16 protein-coding genes and 1 tRNA gene are annotated in these 17,867 nt (G+C 56.8%); 8 read left to right on the plus strand and 9 right to left on the minus strand.

Annotation, left to right across the window (positions count from 1 at the left end; all coding sequences use genetic code 11):
• Positions 1-121 precede the first annotated feature (121 nt).
• Together VN577_16100 and VN577_16105 are read left to right on the plus strand one after the other, a co-directional pair.
• Positions 122-316, plus strand: a complete 195-nt coding sequence (locus VN577_16100; GenBank protein ID HWR16347.1) for a hypothetical protein — start codon at positions 122-124, stop codon at positions 314-316.
• 126 nt (positions 317-442) lie between these two features.
• Entirely contained in the window at positions 443-832 is a 390-nt protein-coding gene (locus VN577_16105; protein ID HWR16348.1) for a hypothetical protein, read from the plus strand.
• 433 nt (positions 833-1,265) lie between these two features.
• On the opposite strand, the gene VN577_16110 is transcribed toward VN577_16105, so the two are convergent.
• On the minus strand, positions 1,266-1,841 hold the full coding sequence (locus VN577_16110) for a recombinase family protein (protein HWR16349.1): 576 nt from the start codon (positions 1,839-1,841) through the stop codon (positions 1,266-1,268).
• 1,555 nt (positions 1,842-3,396) lie between these two features.
• On the opposite strand from VN577_16110, the gene VN577_16115 reads away from it, so the two are divergent.
• Positions 3,397-4,056 (plus strand): site-specific integrase, encoded by a 660-nt coding sequence (locus VN577_16115; protein HWR16350.1) that lies wholly within the window; start codon positions 3,397-3,399, stop codon positions 4,054-4,056.
• A 46-nt stretch (positions 4,057-4,102) separates the two neighbouring features.
• Here VN577_16115 and VN577_16120 read toward each other — a convergent pair.
• The 6 genes from VN577_16120 to VN577_16145 form a co-directional block, all read right to left on the minus strand.
• Positions 4,103-4,192, minus strand: a tRNA-Ser gene (locus VN577_16120).
• Positions 4,193-4,314: 122 nt separating this feature from the next.
• The gene (gene bfr, locus VN577_16125) at positions 4,315-4,794 is read right to left on the minus strand and encodes a bacterioferritin (GenBank protein ID HWR16351.1); all 480 of its coding nucleotides are present in this window, start codon (positions 4,792-4,794) and stop codon (positions 4,315-4,317) included.
• 85 nt (positions 4,795-4,879) lie between these two features.
• Complete coding sequence (locus tag VN577_16130; GenBank protein ID HWR16352.1) at positions 4,880-5,680, minus strand: SDR family oxidoreductase; 801 nt, start codon at positions 5,678-5,680, stop codon at positions 4,880-4,882.
• Entirely contained in the window at positions 5,626-5,844 is a 219-nt protein-coding gene (locus tag VN577_16135; GenBank protein ID HWR16353.1) for a hypothetical protein, read from the minus strand. Before VN577_16135 ends, VN577_16130 begins: the two co-directional genes overlap by 55 nt.
• A 57-nt stretch (positions 5,845-5,901) precedes the next feature.
• The gene (locus VN577_16140) at positions 5,902-6,651 is read right to left on the minus strand and encodes a DUF72 domain-containing protein (protein HWR16354.1); all 750 of its coding nucleotides are present in this window, start codon (positions 6,649-6,651) and stop codon (positions 5,902-5,904) included.
• Entirely contained in the window at positions 6,651-7,193 is a 543-nt protein-coding gene (locus tag VN577_16145) for a DUF1440 domain-containing protein (protein HWR16355.1), read from the minus strand. Before VN577_16145 ends, VN577_16140 begins: the two co-directional genes overlap by 1 nt.
• Before the next feature lie 114 nt (positions 7,194-7,307).
• On the opposite strand from VN577_16145, the gene VN577_16150 reads away from it, so the two are divergent.
• Entirely contained in the window at positions 7,308-8,000 is a 693-nt protein-coding gene (locus tag VN577_16150) for an SRPBCC family protein (protein HWR16356.1), read from the plus strand.
• Positions 8,001-8,017: 17 nt separating this feature from the next.
• Here the strand turns inward: VN577_16150 and VN577_16155 are convergent, their stop codons facing one another.
• Positions 8,018-8,503 (minus strand): hypothetical protein, encoded by a 486-nt coding sequence (locus tag VN577_16155; protein ID HWR16357.1) that lies wholly within the window; start codon positions 8,501-8,503, stop codon positions 8,018-8,020.
• 150 nt (positions 8,504-8,653) lie between these two features.
• On the opposite strand from VN577_16155, the gene VN577_16160 reads away from it, so the two are divergent.
• Positions 8,654-10,531 carry a TonB family protein gene (locus VN577_16160; protein HWR16358.1) on the plus strand — a complete coding sequence of 626 codons (1,878 nt, stop codon included), beginning with the start codon at positions 8,654-8,656 and terminating at the stop codon, positions 10,529-10,531.
• Positions 10,532-10,609: 78 nt separating this feature from the next.
• On the plus strand, positions 10,610-11,419 hold the full coding sequence (locus VN577_16165) for a response regulator (protein HWR16359.1): 810 nt from the start codon (positions 10,610-10,612) through the stop codon (positions 11,417-11,419).
• Positions 11,420-11,441: 22 nt separating this feature from the next.
• Here VN577_16165 and VN577_16170 read toward each other — a convergent pair whose 3' ends face one another.
• Entirely contained in the window at positions 11,442-12,377 is a 936-nt protein-coding gene (locus VN577_16170) for a LysR family transcriptional regulator (GenBank protein ID HWR16360.1), read from the minus strand.
• Between the two features lie 599 nt (positions 12,378-12,976).
• Here VN577_16170 and VN577_16175 point away from each other — a divergent pair.
• Both VN577_16175 and VN577_16180 read left to right on the plus strand, forming a co-directional pair.
• Entirely contained in the window at positions 12,977-16,021 is a 3,045-nt protein-coding gene (locus tag VN577_16175) for a vitamin B12-dependent ribonucleotide reductase (GenBank protein ID HWR16361.1), read from the plus strand.
• A gap of 286 nt (positions 16,022-16,307) precedes the next feature.
• Positions 16,308-17,195 carry an MBL fold metallo-hydrolase gene (locus VN577_16180; GenBank protein ID HWR16362.1) on the plus strand — a complete coding sequence of 296 codons (888 nt, stop codon included), beginning with the start codon at positions 16,308-16,310 and terminating at the stop codon, positions 17,193-17,195.
• The last annotated feature ends 672 nt before the right edge of the window (positions 17,196-17,867 follow it).

Genomic DNA, 17,867 nt, shown 5'->3' on the forward strand with positions numbered 1-17,867 from the left:
ATAGTAGTTAGAATGATGGAAGAAGGGGAATATTCCTTTCTTCACTTCCCGCAATCCCCACAAATTCTAAGCGTACTCGAAGCCGACATTAGTGTGTCGGCTATTCGCTTTTGGAGACAGTTTGGACAGAAAGACCCGCGAACGAAAAATCCAAGATGTACTTCGCCAGTTGACGAGGGCATATCTCAGGGAACGTAATCCTCGCATCTATGCCCGTCTGCGGAAACGCGCAACGGAAATCGTAGACGCTGACATAGCGGCAAAGCTCATCGGAGAAATGAATGCCATTGAAGAAACCAACTCAGAAAGAAATTAGCGGCAGCATCAGGAAGCCGCGTAAAGAACAACCTACAGCTAAGACTCCTAAACGCGGCCCTGTGACCTGTAGCTGGCGTGAGGTAGTCTCCAACGGGAAATTGAATTACCGATAAAGGACTAATGGATGGAACCAACAATACAGGATTTACAGGTTCAGATTGAGGAGCTACGGAACAAGCTGAACGAGTCCGAACAGGGCCGTCAGTTCCTTGTGGAGCATTTCACGGAACGATTAAGCGAGGACAGCGAGAAACGTGCTCAAGAGCTATTGGCCGAACGTCTGCAATCGAAGCAGGAGAGCGTACAGGCACAACTCAAGTCGATTGGACTCAAACGGCCAGATTCCTATGCTGAATACAAAAGCCTCAGTCTTACCGACCAAGCACGTTGTTTGAGCGAATTCGGAGGCGAAGCGTTCATGGCCGACCTACTGCGAAAGAAAGCTGCTGAGGACGCGGAACTTCGTCGTAAGGCAATCATTGAACAGCAGGCAAAGAAGAATCCCACGCTCTAACAGGAATTGGGGCAGCAAAGTATTCTCCCTTCCGCTGTCCGAACGCTCCCGACGTGTGACGGTGAGCGTAAACACGATGGGCTGGTGCCATCCTTCGCTGGCCCATCACATTTCGCTGCACACTGTGCAGCAACAAGATTCCGCAGCCGTTGAGCCGTCTTTGGGATTCCATAAGGACGATAGGCGAGATGTGCGGAAGTTGGTCAAAATGGGCGTACCGGAACGTACAGCTATTGACCCTTGCACACGTCTAGCAGACGACCGTATTTCTCCAGCGGTGAATGTCGCCGGATAGAGGTGCAAAAATGCGGTCTGCGCTTCAATTGGAGAAAAAAGGCCACTAGAAGCGCAGACCGTTAAACAACCTAGGTTGTCAATGAACGCCCTGCACATTGAGTGCATACGACCTGAGCCGTTGAACTTGTATCGCCAACTACGCGAGTGTCCGGCGAATGGTCAACTCGCATACGCCGAACTTCTCAGCGATTTGTTTGAACGTGGCACCGGACTCCCGCAGGGCTGCAATCTCTGCCCTGTGATGGTCACGCAGGGACTTTGGACGGCCACCTACGCGGCCCTGGGCCTTGGCACGGGCAAGCCCTGCAAGCGTTCGCTCGCGCAGCCTGTCTTTCTCCATTTTGGCGAAGCAACTGAGCAGGGCGATGATTCCGTCACCGAGCGGCCCAATGGTGGAGATATATGGTTCGCTGTAGCTGGTGAACTTCACACCGACGCTAGACAGTCGTTGCAGGTACGTGAGGGCTGCTAATGGCCCTTCTCTGGTGAGACGGTCTAACGCCCAAACCAGAACGGCCTCAAAGCGACGTTTACCAGCGTCTCTGAGCATCGCCTGTAGTTGTTCGCGGTCTGCACGGCCTCCACTGGCAACGTCAACGTATTCTTGGACTATCTGCCAGCCCTGAGCTTCGCAGTGCTGTCTCAATTGACGAAGTTGGTTTGTTGCATCCTGTCCGTCAGTGCTAACGCGGCTATAAATGGCGATTCTCATAGGGTTGAACCTCGTATCTAAAACGGTCGTTTTGTTACTGCGAATGATGGCGTCTGTAAATCGTTGAAAGTTCGTGATGGATTGAACGTGAAATCGCTACCCGTTTTTGTTAGGCCACTGGGAACGTCCGGATTAGTGAACGTCCCCAGAGGATTCAGTTCACCGCCATTGACTCAGCCGTGAGCATCACTGCCAAGTCACAAGCACAAATTGCTTTGCAGTTGTTCACTACCAGACCGCAGAACTTGGAGTGACACGTCACACATTCGCTCAGTAAGGCCACTGGCACCGTCTCTGAGCAGCTTGCACACTGTGCGACGGCTTCTGAGCCGTCCATCACTAACGAATCGCTCATATCGCTCCTTTGCCTCTTCTCGTATTCGTTGCTTAACGACTGCAACGTCCTTCAAAGATGCCCGAGCGGTGATGTGCGTCAAGTGGAAAACGAACTGGCAGATGGATGGATGAACACTCACAACTGCTAAGTGACTGGAGTGTATAGCGTTAACGTTAGTGGAAATGTATCTGTCGAGATGTGAAGTTAGGCAGTGAACATGCGCGTGTGCGTCAATTCGCGGCTGGAAACGGTTCACAGAGGGTGATGATGCATGGTCGGAGTAAGAAAACGACATACCGCGTCGGTAGCCCTGACAATTTTTCACTGTGTGGAGGTTGTCTAACAATTACGGAACTCATAATCGAATCGGTGACCTGCACAACTTCCACTGGCTAAGGTAGCGCAGAGGAAAAGATTCTCTCTGAGCCGTTCCAGAGGACAACTAAGGGCGTCTTTTTCTATTTTTTCGAGTGTTCGGGACGACTGTATAGCAATTCTTCCCAAGTGGTTCTCGTCGGCAACGGAACCAAAAAACGAGGAGATGTTTAAGCACCTGATGAATATCGAATGGCTGACGGCTGAAGAAGCCGCGCAGCATTTGCGTGTAAAAGTGCGAACGTTACTGCTATGGACTCGCTTAGGAAAAATTAGAGGCTATGCGCTGTCTGGCACCCAAAGGAAGGTCTGGCGGTATCTCAGAGCTGACCTAGACGCATCACTGCTAGGAACTCCTGTGTTACATTCTGCTCTGCCGTCCGTGCTCGGGAGGATGGATTGAAACGAGCACGGCATCAGAATGGAAGTGTAGTGTTTAACAAACGCAGCAAAACTTGGCATTTTCTCTGGCGTGAGAACGGTCAACGTCGCTCAAAGCTACTGGGGCCGGAGTCGGAACTTCCGACAAAGGCCGCAGCGTGGAGAGTGGCAGAACCATTCCGGCGGTCACTGGATGTGCCAACAACCACAACGCCGACAGTTAAGGCACTTGCCGAACGGTATGAGTCAGAGCGAATACCATCCCGGTTTTCGACAGCCAGAATGTACCGTTCATGGTTGCGGAACTACATCATTCCTGAGTGGGGCAGCAAAGGAGTAACGGAGCTACAGCCGCGTGCAGTTGAGCTTTGGCTGCGGCATCTGACCTTGTCTTCGAAGAGCAAAGCGCATATCCGTGCAATGCTTCGGATACTTGTTGACTTCGCTATGTGGTCTGGGTTGATGGAGATTTCGCGCAATCCGATAGAGCTAGTAGTAGTGCGAGGCGCGACGAATCGGACGAGGCAACCAAGAAGCCTAACCGTTGAAGAATTCCAGAGGCTAATTCAACACTCGGGAGAGCCGCTTCGAACGATGGCTCAGGTGGCAGTATGTTTCGGCTTACGAGTCTCTGAGTTGCTGGCTCTCAAGTGGGGCGATATTGACTGGCTACGAGGAAAGCTGCACATACAGAGAGCCATCGTGATGCAGAACGTTGATGATGTAAAAACCATCGCGTCTCGGAAGCCAATGAGTATTGATGCTTCACTTCTAGAGGTATTCCAAGTATGGCGACAACGTACCCAGTTTTCAGGGGACACTGATTGGGTGTTTGCGAGTCCAGTGGAACTGGGCCGACTGCCTTATTCCTATCCTTGGTTCTGGCTGGAACTCCAAAAGGCAGCCAAGGCAGCGGAACTGGGAAAGCTGGGAACTCACACTTTCCGACATACCTACCGGAGTTGGCTTGATGCCGTCGGTACTCCTATAGCAGTGCAGCAACGCATGATGCGTCACACGGACATTAGAACGACTCTTAATGTTTACGGTGACGTTGTAACCGGAGAGATGGAGCAAGCTGGTTCGAGAGTCGCGGAACTCGCTCTAAGTGGACTGCTCTAAGTGGATTGCAGGTGGATTGCAGGCCGAGTTAAGTAGTTGAAAGTACTGGCGGAGAGAGAGGGATTCGAACCCTCGATAGAGTTTCCCCTATACACGCTTTCCAAGCGTGCGCCTTCAGCCACTCGGCCATCTCTCCGCTGAGAAGGGATGTGGCTTCGTTCCATTGTACCAGCAGTTCTAATCAGGGCCGTCCCATGCGGCGCAAACGCAAAACAAAAGCCCGACCTCGTGGGCCGGGCTTTGCAAGCTTGGAATGCTTTAGTCTTCGCCTTCGCCCATCTGCTGCGCCAGGTAGTTCTGGATCCCCATCTGCTTGATCAACTCCAGTTGCGCTTCGAGCCAGTCGATATGGTGTTCTTCATCCACCAGGATGTGTTCCAGCAGTTCGCGCGACCCGGCATCGTTCGCCGCGGAGCAGACGTGAACGCCATCGTTCAGCCGCTTCACGGCGTCGTACTCCACCTGCAAGTCGTTCTTGAATTGTTGTTCCACCGAGCCGCCGATATTGATTTTGAAGTAATCGCTCATGTTCGGCGTCCCGTCGAGATACAGAATCCGCTCCATCAACTTCTCCGCGTGCTTCATCTCGTCGATGGATTCTTTTCGGACGTAGTTCGCGAGCCGCTCATAACCCCAGTTCTCGCACATCTCGGCATGAAGGAAGTATTGGTTGATGGCCGTCAATTCAGCTTTCAGCACTTCTTGCAGGACTGCCAGAACTTTCGCATCACCTTTCACGTGTCGCTCTCCAGATGGATATCGTTATCAGTACGCGAAATTCTACCAGCAATCCCCGTTTGTGACAGCGGTGTCCTCCGAACCTCTAAGCTGCCGTGGTTTTTCCTCCGAGCAGCGTCAAAACTTCGCCCGTGATATAGCTCGAATCCGCCTCCGACGCGAAGAATACATACGCCGGTGCCACTTCCTCAGGTTGGCCGGCCCTTCCCATCGGCGTGTTCTTGCCGTGTTTGGCCGTCTCCTCCGGATCAAAGTCGCTCGCCACCAGAGGCGTCCAGATCGGGCCCGGTGCAACGCAATTGACCCTTATCCCTCTTTCCACCATCTGCTGAGCCAGAGTCTTCGTGAACGCGTGGATCGCGCCCTTCGTAGACGAGTAATCCAGTAGGTCCTTGTTGCCCTGCAACCCGGTGATCGACCCTGTATTAATGATGGCGCTACCCGGCTTCAGGTGGGGAATTGCGGCTTTTGCCATGTGGAAGTAGCCGTAGATGTTCGTCCGAAACGTGTGGTCCCACTGCTGCTCGGTGATCTTCTCAATGCTCTCCTGGCTGTTCTGAAACGCAGCATTATTGACCAGGATGTCCAACTTCCCGAACTCCTCGACCGTGTTCTCCACGGCCTCTCGGCAGAAATTCGGATCGCCGACGTCACCTTCAATCAGTAGGCATCTGCGGCCAGCCCCTTCCACTGCCGCTTGTGTCTCTTCAGCGTCGCTTTGTTCTTCGGGCAAGTAAACAATAGCCACATCAGCACCCTCTCTGGCGTACAGAGTGGCCACCGCCCGGCCAATCCCCGAATCGCCGCCCGTGATAAGCGCCACCTTCCCTTTCAGTTTTCCTGCTGGCTTGTATTCTTCGCCCCGGAACCGCGGGCGCGGCTCCATCTCCGCAGCCCGGGCTTCTCCAGCTTCTTCTTCATGTACGGAGGTTCTGGTTCCTGGACGGGTCCTTCCGTCGTTCTCCGATGCGGGAACTCATGCACCCGCGCCTTCTTCTTCTCCTGTGTCTCTCCTGATCCGGACTTCTTCGGACTGCTCTTCTTCGCCATCTCCCACTCCTGATGCTGTGATGCGAGAGCGAACAAATGCGCAACGGCTACGCTCGATTACGCCGCGCGGCGCTCCTCGAGCCGTCGTACCAGCGCCTTCAACTCCAATGCGTTCTGGACGGCGTAAGCAGCCTGGTCGTTATCGAAGTACGCAAACACCGCCTTCAGCCTGCCCCGTTGTTCATGGATCCACGACGCCCACTCTTCCAAACGTTCCCCCGAGTAACTCCCTTGGTAAGGACCACCCGGCCCATGCAGCCGCACATACGTCCAGTCCGCCGTAACCTCAAGCGGCGAGTGCCTGCCATTTAGCTCGAAAATGCAGAATGCCGCATTATGGCGACGCAGGATCTCGTACACGCGGTCTGTGTGCCACGAGTGTTCCCGAAACTCGATGGCATACCGATGCCGCTTCGGCAGTGCTGCAAGAAACTCCTCCAGCCGCTCCGGATTCATGCCCCACTTTGGAGGAAGCTGAAACAGAATGGGTCCCAGCTTCTCCTTCAGTTCCTCGGCCCTCGGAATCAGGTTCTCCAGCGCGTTTTCCGGGTCCTTCAATTTCTTCATGTGAGTGATGAACCGCGAACCTTTCACGGCGAAGCAGAAGTTCGTCGGAGTCGCTTCCCGCCAGCTCCGAAACGCAGCCTCTGTCGGCAGCCGGTAAAAGCTGTTGTTGATCTCGACGGTATCGAAATGCTGGTAGTACACCTCCAGCATCTTGGCGCCCGGCAGCTTCGGGTCATAAAAGGGGCCACACCAATGCTTGTAGTGCCATCCCGAAGTTCCAATCCGAACGCCGCCGTGCATCAGAGTTGTCTCCTGATCGCCGAACGCACCAGCTCTGTTGTCATACCGAAAACCACGTGTTCTCCCGCTGAATCCGCGTGCATGGCTTTGCTGTACTCTTCGCGGTGGCGCGTCAGGCCAAACTTAGGCATCAGGTACTCGAATGCGACCAGCCACAGCCCAATTCCGAACCCGAGCCCCGCTCCTGCTTTTGTGATCGGTGCCACTTCATTCGCGGCGCCATACGCAGCTCCTAACCCAGCTCCCATCGCGTAATGGACAGCAGTGGCTCCGAGCGCCCGTTGCTGTCGCGTTAATTCGCGTCCAAGAACCCGCCGGCTGAACTCACTTGCCACCACCACCGTTGAATCCCATTCCTGTGGGCTGGCATTCATCGCCAACTTGCTGCCTTTCACCAGGAATGGTCGCGGCCTTTCTTTCAGCACGAGTCGATCGAACGCTCCCGCGAACAGCGACATGCACCACGACCCGAGCAACCCGCCAATCGCTCCTGCCGTCGCTCCTTTCAGCAGCTTGGAAAGCACAACTTCCGTTCGCTTCACATATCCCTCTGCATGCTTTGACGCCAATCCTTCCACTCGTGTTCTCTTGGCAACCCTGCTCTTGCGACACTGTTCCAAGCCAAGGGACGATACTCACTCACGGAGACGATTTCGATGTCGCGTAATCAGAATTTCTGGACGGGATTTGGAGTTGGTGCTGCTGCTGGTGCTGTTGCCATTCTGCTGCCACAAATACTAGGCCGTGCCGGAGCCAGCCGCATCATTCGTCTGGAGAAAAGCGTTCAGATCGGACGCCCCGTCGAGGAAGTCTTCGAGGCCTGGACTGATTGGGATCGCCTGCCTCGCGTTTCTGACCACATCGCCAACATTCGCAACTTCGGCAACCGCTCGCATTGGCGCGTGAACCTCGGCGGCCGAATCGTCGAGTGGCACGCTCTCACCGAGCAGTTCATTCAAAATCAGGCAATCGGATGGAAATCCATCAATGGACCCAAGCACACGGGGCGAATCACCTTCTCGCCGCTCGGGGACAACACCATCGTTCACGTCACCATGAACTACGCGCCGCCTTCACGAGTGATGCGTCCATTTATGTCGTCGATGACTGGTCACATGGAAGGGCTGATTGAGAAAGTCCTGCGACAGTTCAAGGCTTCCGTTGAATCCAGGCCCGCAGGAGTACAGAACGCGGTGAGAACCGGAATCTCGCAACCCGGACCCGGCACCAGCATGACCGACTTGCCTCGAACGGGAACCTTCGGCGACGAACCACAGAAGATCGAGTCACGTTTCGGTGGCTCGGTACATCCTGCCGGCTATCCGAATTCGCCCGATGTGAAGCGCTAGCAGCAGTTCGAATCCAGCTAGCGCCGGATCACCATGTCTTCCATCGGCATGGATTTCAGTTCCACCTCGCGCGACTTCGTGGTGGATTTCTTCGTTTCGCTTGTCACGGTCAACTTGCCCTTGAGCGTACGGTATCCTTCTTCGCCTTTCACCTTCTTGGAATCGGTGACAACCGTGCCGTTAAACTCGTACCAGACGCCGTGTACGGTCTTTGTGACGAAGTGCAGTTGGTCCCCCTTTAGTTCGCCTTCCTTTATGAGATGGTCGAGGAAGGCGCCTTTATCACTGTCTTCTTCTCCATAGCGGGAGATGAACCCCGTCACTCTCGTCCCATCCTCCACGTCGATTTGCAGGAACTCCCCATCGGAAAGAAAGGTGTACATCCCCGAGATATCCTCTTCCGTTCCGGGTTTAGCCTCGGCGGGCGGCTTGTCTTGGGGTTGAGTTTGCGCAAAGCAGAGGGCTGTCGCTGCCATCATTAGCAGTATCAGTGCTGTCTTCATCAATGGGACCTTCTTCTCACATTAGAGCACGGAATTTGCTGGTTACCATTGGCATCTGCACCTTACTCTCTCGTTATAGGTCGGGTATTGTCCTGAGAATTACCCGGCCAAAGCTGCTCTATAATTCCTAATACACTTCACTGGTGACAAATGGCGTCCACCCCGCGTGAAATCCAAGGCTTTCTCCCTCTTGAGGCAGAACTGCCGGACCTCCATTTGCTCATCGAACTCCCTCCCTGGCACCGCGTTTTCTTCGGAAACATGGTGGACTTTCTTCACCTTCGCCGGCAGCCTCGTTACTGGTACCGCTACGCCCCGGCGCAGTTTTGGGACGACGTCTTCGTGGCTCGCGGCATTCCCTGGAGCCGCGTTCGCCAATCTGCTTTTGCGCACATCTTTGTGATTCTGGCCATTTATGGCCTTACCGATGCGTGGACGAAATGGTACCTGCGGCAGCCCAGAGTCCAACTTCGCACCATCGTGAAGTACGATCTTTCGGAATACCTTCCGCCGCTTGAGACCGGAAGCGAACCTGCGCCAGCGCCGCGCAAAGGGCAGCCCAAACTCGCCAGGCAACACATCATTTCTTTGCCGCGTAACCCCGATAACCGCGAGCAGACCATCATTTCCGCGCCTGATGTGAAGCTGCCATCGAACATCCCTCTGCCCAATATCGTCGCGTGGACACCTGTCCCTGGCGTGCCGACCGCTCTTGCCCATCGTGACGTCTCGCAGATTCGCATGCCCAATCTGCCGAATTCCATCATTGCGCCGCCACCCGAGACCTATTCCCCCGACCTTTCAAAATCCGCACTGTCCAGTGTGGGGCCGAAGATCATTCCACCTCCGCCGGACGCTGCCAGCTTCGACTCAACTCACAAGCTGAATGCGCCAACCGGAATCATCGGTCCGCCTCCATCTGCTGACCTGGCCCGTCTGAACCAGCGTTCCATGAATGCCCCAACGCCGTCCGTTATCGGGCCGCCACCCGACGCGAACCTATCTCGTAATCTGGGGACCATGAATATCGGCCACATGACGCCTACCGTCTCCGCACCGAAATTCGAAGTCGCGGAGCAGCGTGCAATTCAACTCGCTCCCAGTAAAGGGCCCGTTGGCAGGAGCCAACCCACTCGCGGAGGATCTGCTGCCGCAGGCGGCGCTCCACCGATCAATCCCGTCGGCGGAATCAAAAGCGGGCCCGATGCGGGGCAGTTCATTGCTCTGAACGTCAATCCCGTTGTGCCGAACGGGCCCCTTCGCATTCCGCCCGGACGCCGTTCCGGTGAGTTCGAAGTCGGCCCCGAAGGCAAACCCGACGCTCCCGGCACGCCCGAGATTAAAGCTGGCGGCACGGGGCCCGGAGGATCTGGAACCGGAAGCTCCGGAGGAGCAGGGAAGTCCAACAGCCAATTGCCGAGCGGCATTTCCATCGCAAATACTCCCGGTGCTCCGGCCCCGGGATCCGTCGTGGTATCGGCTCCCAATCCCGAAAAGCGCCCAACCCCCTCTTTCGCGGACGCGGCTCGAGAAGTCTTGAGTGCTTCCGCACGGCCGCCTCGGATCGGGGAAATTCCCCGCGATACCCGCTCAGGCTCCAGCGCACCGGAGATGCCAAAGATTGAGGGCCGCGTATTCGGGACGAAAAAGGTCTACACCCTCGCTCTCAATATGCCGAACCTCACTTCTTCTGGTGGAAGCTGGATCATCCGCTTCGCCGAACTGGGCCAGGAACGGAGTGGCGCGGCAATCAGTGCTCCGGTTGCGATGACCAAGGTTGATCCCGCTTATCCGGCTGAACTTATGCGTGACGGAGTGGAAGGCACTGTCATCCTCTACGCCGTCATTCACAAAGACGGCACAGTAGGCGACGTCCGAGTCATCAAAGGTGTCCAGGAGAAGCTCAACGAGAGTGCCCGGCTTGCTCTGACCCGTTGGAAATTCCGCCCCGGCACGAAAAACGGCGAAGCCGTCGAGCTCGAAGCTGTTGTCCAGATCCCATTCAAAGCTCCCCGCTTTCATTTCTAAGGTTTCATTCTTTGTCCGACTGAGCTGAATTCAGCATCCAATCACTCTGTTGCCCGGAGGTGCGTCATCACAGACAAGGTGCGAATCCTGTTTGTCGACGACGAGCCCAACATTCGCGCGTCACTGCCGGCAATTCTCCGTCTGCATGGATTCCAGGTCACATCCGCTGGAACGGTTGGCGAAGCGCTACAGGCCATCGCCTCCGAGAAATTTGACGTGCTTATCTCCGACCTCAACATCGGTAGTCCCGGTGATGGCTTCACCGTCGTGAGCGCCATGCGTCGCACCCAGCCCAACTGTGTAACGCTCATCCTCACCGGGTATCCTGCGTTTGAAACGGCGCTTCAGGCAATTCGAAGCCAGGTCGACGACTACCTCATCAAGCCCGCTGGCGCCGAGAAACTCGTCAAAGCGATCGAAGCTCGTTTAAACCATCGCGCGCCTCATCGGCCGATTGTGCCCAAGCGTGTCTCTGCCATCCTTCTCGAAAATGCCCAGGCGCTGGTGGATACCATCGTCGACAGGGAACTCCGCATTCTGCATTTGCCCCGTGTTCATTTGAGTGAAGAAGAATGCCGCCAGAACGCATTGAGTTTCGTCGAGGCGCTGGCACTCCAGCTCGAGAATGGCAGGACCGAACTGCTCCCCGATCTCGTGGAATTGAGCGCTGCTCACGGGCAGGCGCGCTTCAGGCAGGGATACTCGGCGCCTCTTCTGGTGGAAGAGCATCGCCTCTTCTGCAATGCGGTACTCGAGTGTGTTCAGAACAACCTGCTGGCCGTGGATGTCAGCAGCCTGGTGCCCGATCTCAAGCACCTGTCAGATATTCTCGCTTCCATGCTGCGAGAAGCAGTAGCGTCGTTTACCCTCGTCTCCGACGCTGCGTAAGAACGCGAAGGGAAGCCGCCCGCTAGACCTCTTGCTCCACCAACACCGGTGCTCTGAGGTTAGTAAAGTCGCGCTCCTTCGGCGCCCCTTCCATAGCCATCAGCACGAAGCGCTTTGCCGCCCGAGACAAGCTCCGTCCTTCTCGATAGACCAGTCCCAGTTCGCGGTAAATCGGTGCCGCATCTGTCCGCAGGATCTTGATCTTCCCCTCTTTTACTTCTTCCTGCACGAAGCTCTCGCAGATCATTGATATGCCCAGTCCGGCGCTCACGAACTTCTTCACCATTTCCGCGCTGGTCAACTCCATCGTCACCTTCAACTGTGGACGGAACGGGCGCAACTGCTTCTCCATGATTCTCCGCAGCGAGCCCATCTTATGCAGGATCAGGTCCTGTTGTGCGACTTCCGATGTCGTCCATGCCTTCCGCTTGGCGATCTCACTGCTCGAAGCTGCGATCCAGACCAGCGGATCCCGGTAAATTGGAGTCACGATCAGCGTGCTCGAACGAACTGGCATCGTTACCACACCCAACTCGAGTTCGTTGTCCTCCACCTTTTGCAGCACTTTGTGGCTGAAATTGCGATATACGCTGATTCGCACCTCGGGAAACTGCGTGTGATACCGCGAAAGCAGGCCCGGCAATACATGCAGGAAAGTCGTCTCGTTTGCCCCGATCGAAAGCACTCCACGTACATCTGACCCCGAATCCGCCACCACTTGCAGCGATTCCTGCCGCAAGGCAATCATCTGCTTGGCGTAATCCAGAAAAAGTTCCCCCGCCGGCGTCAACGTGACCAGTTTCTTTGTGCGGTCAAACAGCTTGGCGCCGTTTTCCTCCTCGAGCTTTCGTATCTGCGCGCTGATGGCCGGCTGCGAACGCAGAACTTTTTCCGCCGCCCGCGAAAAATTCCCCAATTCCGCCACTGCAATGAAGCTTATGAGTTGGTCGAAGTCCATGTTTGTATTGTGAGCCAGAAATGTGAACGCCGTATTAGAAGTTATCTATTAGTCGCATAGGAATTTTGTATGACCATTTCGGGAATCGCAGCTAAGAAATACACGCTGTCACGATGCCCTAAAGTCCTCGTTTTCCACCCTTTCCACACTTGCACCGGATTCGGGTAATTGACCCCATCCCGCACCACACTTACTCTGAACTCGCCTGTCCCGGCCCACCCAGCCCAAAGCCAGACAAGCTCGTGGCAACGCTCAAAATGGCACCTTGTGTCAAGTGCCGTTTTGGACAAGAATCGCCCCGGATAAGTAATTGAACTACAATAGGTAGTACATGGGTCTTGACACGCCCAACATACAGGCGTAATTTCAGCATCCCAAGCTTGTGAAGGAACTTCCACAGGAAGCTGCTCGAGCCTGCGGGGGAGGGGACGCAAGCCTGGTCTCAAGCCGGAGTTCCGGCACTGGCTTCACCAGAAAGTGATCTTTGCTGTACGCCCAGATTTTTGCCTTCGCGCTCGCTTACGCGTGAACTCGGAACCACGATTCCGGGAGCGAAGGTCGCATTAACCTTTTTTGCCGTGTCTGAAGGAGACCAGTCCATGTCGGAAGTAAAAACCACCACAGTAGCGAATACCGACGCCGCCGCCGAAGTCGCGTCGAGCCCAAAACCAGCAGTCGATAAGAAGAAACATCCGGGTCTCCAGTTCCGTCGCTACTTCACCAAGGCAGGTGTCGATCCCTACTCCACCGTCGAGTGGGAAACCCGTACCGCCTCCATCACCGACTCCAAGGGCAACGACATCTTCCGCCAGGAAAACGTTGAAACCCCGAAAGACTGGTCCATGACGGCCACCAACATCGTGGCCAGCAAATACCTTCACGGACGCATCGGCACCCCCGAGCGTGAGTCTGGCGTTCGTTCCCTCATCACTCGCGTCGCCGAAACCATCCGCGATTGGGGCACCGCGGGCGGTTACTTCCGCACCGACGAAGACGCTAAAATCTTCCACGACGAACTGGTCTACATCCTCGTTCACCAGATGATGGCCTTCAACTCGCCCGTCTGGTTCAACGTCGGCTGCCACCGCCTGGAGCCGCATTCCGACGCCGGCACATGGCATTGGCTCCCGAACCTGAAGACCGTTGTTTTCGAGCGCACTGGCTACAGCCACCCGCAGTGCTCGGCCTGCTTCATCAATTCCATTCAGGACACGATGGAATCCATCCTCACCCTGGCGAAGACCGAAGGCATGCTCTTCAAGTGGGGATCCGGCACTGGTACCAACCTCTCGCCGATTCGCGGCAGCATGGAAAAGCTTTCCGGTGGCGGCACCGCCTCTGGCCCGCTCAGCTTCATGAAGGGCTTCGACGCCTTTGCCGGCGTCATCAAGTCCGGCGGCAAGACCCGTCGCGCCGCCAAGATGGTCATCCTGAACATCGACCATCCCGACATTGTCGACTTCATCGAGTGCAAGTCGAAGGAAGAAGCCAAAGCCTGGGCGCTCATCGACGCCGGCTATGACGGCTCCGGTCCCGACTCCGACGCCTATTCCTCCATCTTCTTCCAGAACGCCAACAACTCCGTCCGCGTGACCGACGACTTCATGCAGGCCGTCGAGAAAGACGACGAATTCTGGACCCGCGGCGTGAAAGACCGCAAGGTGATGCAGAAGTTCATGGCGAAGGAGTTGCTCACCAGGATCGCCGACGCCACCTGGCGTTGCGGCGACCCCGGCATGCAGTTCGACACCACCATCAACCGGTGGCATACCTCGAAGAACACCGCTCGGATCAACGCCAGCAATCCTTGCTCGGAATACATGTTCCTCGACGACTCCGCCTGCAACCTGGCGTCGCTGAACCTCATGAAGTTCGCGCCCAACGGCACCTTTGACGTGGAAGCCTTCCGTTACGCCGTCGACATCACCATCACCGCGCAGGAGATCCTCGTCGACGCCGCCGGTTACCCCACCGAGAACATCGGACGCAACTCGCACGACTACCGTCCGCTCGGACTCGGCTACGCAAACCTCGGCGCCCTGCTCATGGCCAGCGGCCTGCCCTACGACTCCGATGCCGGACGCGACTACGCCGCCTGCGTCACCGCCATCATGTGCGGCGAAGCCTACAAGCAGTCCTCGGTCATCGCCGAGCAGTGCCCGCCGCTTGAGCCCGCCAGTGACCTGCTCAAGGCCAATCCGTCAGCCATCACAGGTGGCGCGTGCCCCGGCTTCTACTACAACCGCGAGCCGTTCCTCGACGTCATCCGTATGCACCGCGCGTCGGTGAACAACATCAACAAGAACAACGTTCCGGCTGCCCTCCTCGACGGCTCCAAGGCCACCTGGGATGAAGCCCTCGCTCATGGCGAGAAGTTCGGATACCGCAACTCGCAGGTCACCGTGCTCGCGCCCACCGGCACCATCGGCTTCATGATGGACTGCGACACCACCGGCATCGAGCCCGATCTCGCCCTCGTGAAGTACAAGAAGTTGGTCGGCGGCGGCATGATCAAGATCGTCAACAACACGGTTCCGGCCGCGCTGTTCAAACTCGGCTACACCGAAGATCAGGCCAACGCCATCGTCAGCTACATCGACGCCACCGGCACCATCGAAGGCGCGCCGCACATCAAGCCCGAGCACCTCGCCGTTTTCGACTGCTCCTTCAAGCCGGCCAAGGGCACGCGTTCCATCCATTACATGGGACACCTGCTCATGATGGCCGCCACGCAGCCGTTCATCTCCGGCGCCATCTCGAAGACCGTCAACCTGCCCGAGAACGCCTCCATCGACGACATCGCCGAAGCCTACCTCCAGGCATGGAAGAACGGCCTCAAGGCCGTGGCCGTCTACCGCGACGGATGCAAGAAGTCGCAGCCTCTCTCCGCCGCCGGTACCAAGACCGCCGACGCCAACAACGCGAAGCTCGCCCTCAAGCCCTCCGCCGAGGACGTGAAGGCACTCGTCGACGCCGAAGTCCGCCGCATCCTCGACTCGCCCATCGACGAGTACAACGCCCAGCGTCCGCCCATGGCGATGCGCCATCGTCTGCCCGCCGAGCGTGCGTCGTACACGCACAAGTTCAAGGTCGGTAACCACGAGGGCTACATCACCGTCGGCCTTTATCCGGACGGAATGCCCGGCGAAATCTTCATCACCATGGCCAAGGAAGGCTCCACCGTCTCCGGTGTCATGGACTGCTTCGCCACCGCGATCTCCATCGCGCTCCAGCACGGTGTGCCGTTGAAGCTGCTCTGCGAGAAGTTCAAGCACACGCGCTTCGAGCCCAGTGGCTGGACCGGCAATCCCGACATCAACTACGCCAGCTCGATGATGGATTACCTCTTCCGCTGGCTCGAACTCCGCTTCATCAACGGACAGCAGGGCGAACTCTTCGCCGCCTACGGCCCCAAGCAGACAGCCGCGGCTCCGGCGATCGATGATGCGCCGGCCGCTACGGAACCGGTTGCACCAACGACCGACAACCGAAAGCCGACGACTTATCACCACGCCAGCGACGCCCTGAAAGACCTCGTTGACATGGGCGATGCGCCTAGCTGTCACAACTGCGGAGCCATCATGACGCGCAACGGTTCGTGCTACCGCTGCATGTCCTGCGGCTCGACAAGCGGATGTAGCTAGAGTTTTTGTAGCTGACAGGGCGAAGCCCTGTCAGCGTTTGTTTGTCATTCCGACGCCGAGCGTAGCGAGGTGGAGGAATCCCTACCGCGACCACCATCGCGCCGGGACTCACGCCACGCGAGGCGACATATCGATCGATTTCTCCGGCCGAACGACGCCGGACAGCAAGCTCTGGGTACGGAACGGTTTCGTTCCGGACCGGAGGTGATGGAAGAGCCTGGCTTCGGCCAGGCTTTTTCACTTTCGCCTAACCGCTGCGCTACCATGATTCCCGGGATGGCAACGCATGAAATTCTTTCTTCTTGCTCTTTTACTTTGTTGCGCACTCGCAGTCTCGGCCCAAAGCCAGGATCGCCCGCTCAAGGTCACCCTGCTCGGCACCGGTGTCCCTGACCCCGATCCCGACCGCTTCGGCGCCTCCATCCTCGTTCAAACCCCCGACGCCAACCTCCTCTTCGACGTCGGCCGTGGCGCCGTCACTCGCCTCAAGCAGGCCGGAGTTTCGGCCGACCACATCCGCGCCGTCTTCCTCACCCACCTGCATTACGACCACTTCGCCTCGCTGCCCGATCTCTTGCTTACCGCCTGGCTCTTCGGACGCACCACTCCGCTCCCCGTCTACGGACCGCCCGGCTCTCTCTCCATGACCGCCGCACTAACGAAAGCGTTCTCCGCCGACGTCGCCTCGCGCTCGCTCCCCGCCGAAGGCGCGCAGTTTCGCACCTCTGAGATCCACGAAGGCCTCGTCTACGAGCAAGGCGCCCTCCGCGTCACCGCGTTTCTCGTCGATCACCGCCAACTCAAGCCCGCGTTCGGATACCGCATCGATTACCACAACCGCTCCGTCATCGTCTCCGGCGATACCCGCTATTCGGCCAACCTGGTCAAGTTTGCGAAAGGCGCCGACGTCGTCATGCACGCCGCATGGCTTCCCGACGCGAAGAACCCCGCGCCCCCGGAAAAGCGTGGCATCGCCTCCGCCGAAGACGCCGCCCGTGTCTTTGCCGAAATCAAGCCCCGCCTCGGCGTCATCTATCACTACCTCGCGCCCGAGGGCATTGCCGACGCCGTCCGTCGCATCTACCCGGGCCGCGTCGTCGTCGCCGATGACCTCACCACCATCACCGTTACCGACAAAGACGTGCTTCTGCAGCACCCAAAGTCCAAAGATTGATGGCCCCGATCTCGATTGTTGGTGGGGTGTCGTATCTCGAGCATGGATTCCGCATCTCGACATCGATGAGTCTCGCATCTCGATCATTGATGCTTCCCGCATCTCGACTATTGATGGATTCCGTATCAATGGTTGATGGGTTTCGTATCTCGACTTTAGCCCAGGGCGGAAGCCCTGGGTAGCCGGCCCCAAAGCAGTTTTCACAGGGCACGGCTTTAGCCGTGCCGAAAGTTAAGTTCGACGTCGAGTGGAGCGAGGTGAAGTAATCCCTTCACCACAACGGCCCTCGGGACATCGTCCAATTGCGCCAGTGATCGGTGGGGTTAGGTGGTTAGTTCCAAAACCGGAAAGTTAGGTGATTCTTTGTTGCAGCAATTACCTTTTGTGTTATAAGCGTGTATTCCCCCTTCACGACACCGGCCAACAATCTCTGGCTCGGAACACAAGTTTCGGGCGCAAGAGACAACGGCGCCACAAAAAGGTTGTGCCGTTGTTGTGTTCGCATCAAAACGCCCTGTGAAAGAAAAGTGATGTCGGAGTGAAGCTCTAAAGGGATCGCGAAAAGACTGACGCAGCGGTTCAGTTGGCTTTTGCTCCAGAAAGGAAACGATCTGTGCTTTTCTCAAAACCGACTTGGCCTGACATACCTCTAGAGGAGGTAAAGAAGAGAGC

Source organism: Terriglobales bacterium (assembly GCA_035561515.1).
Classification (GTDB): domain Bacteria; phylum Acidobacteriota; class Terriglobia; order Terriglobales; family Acidobacteriaceae; genus DATMXP01.

Excerpts from the sequence above, each read along its gene's own strand:
- VN577_16105 (HWR16348.1), top strand. The coding sequence starts at position 443 with ATGGAACCAACAATACAGGATTTACAGGTTCAGATTGAGGAGCTACGG.
- VN577_16110 (HWR16349.1), bottom strand. The coding sequence starts at position 1,841 with ATGAGAATCGCCATTTATAGCCGCGTTAGCACTGACGGACAGGATGCA.
- VN577_16115 (HWR16350.1), top strand. The coding sequence starts at position 3,397 with ATGGAGATTTCGCGCAATCCGATAGAGCTAGTAGTAGTGCGAGGCGCG.
- VN577_16130 (HWR16352.1), bottom strand. The coding sequence starts at position 5,680 with ATGGAGCCGCGCCCGCGGTTCCGGGGCGAAGAATACAAGCCAGCAGGA.
- VN577_16135 (HWR16353.1), bottom strand. The coding sequence starts at position 5,844 with ATGGCGAAGAAGAGCAGTCCGAAGAAGTCCGGATCAGGAGAGACACAG.
- VN577_16140 (HWR16354.1), bottom strand. The coding sequence starts at position 6,651 with ATGCACGGCGGCGTTCGGATTGGAACTTCGGGATGGCACTACAAGCAT.
- VN577_16150 (HWR16356.1), top strand. The coding sequence starts at position 7,308 with ATGTCGCGTAATCAGAATTTCTGGACGGGATTTGGAGTTGGTGCTGCT.
- VN577_16155 (HWR16357.1), bottom strand. The coding sequence starts at position 8,503 with ATGAAGACAGCACTGATACTGCTAATGATGGCAGCGACAGCCCTCTGC.
- VN577_16160 (HWR16358.1), top strand. The coding sequence starts at position 8,654 with ATGGCGTCCACCCCGCGTGAAATCCAAGGCTTTCTCCCTCTTGAGGCA.
- VN577_16170 (HWR16360.1), bottom strand. The coding sequence starts at position 12,377 with ATGGACTTCGACCAACTCATAAGCTTCATTGCAGTGGCGGAATTGGGG.
- VN577_16175 (HWR16361.1), top strand. The coding sequence starts at position 12,977 with ATGTCGGAAGTAAAAACCACCACAGTAGCGAATACCGACGCCGCCGCC.
- VN577_16180 (HWR16362.1), top strand. The coding sequence starts at position 16,308 with ATGAAATTCTTTCTTCTTGCTCTTTTACTTTGTTGCGCACTCGCAGTC.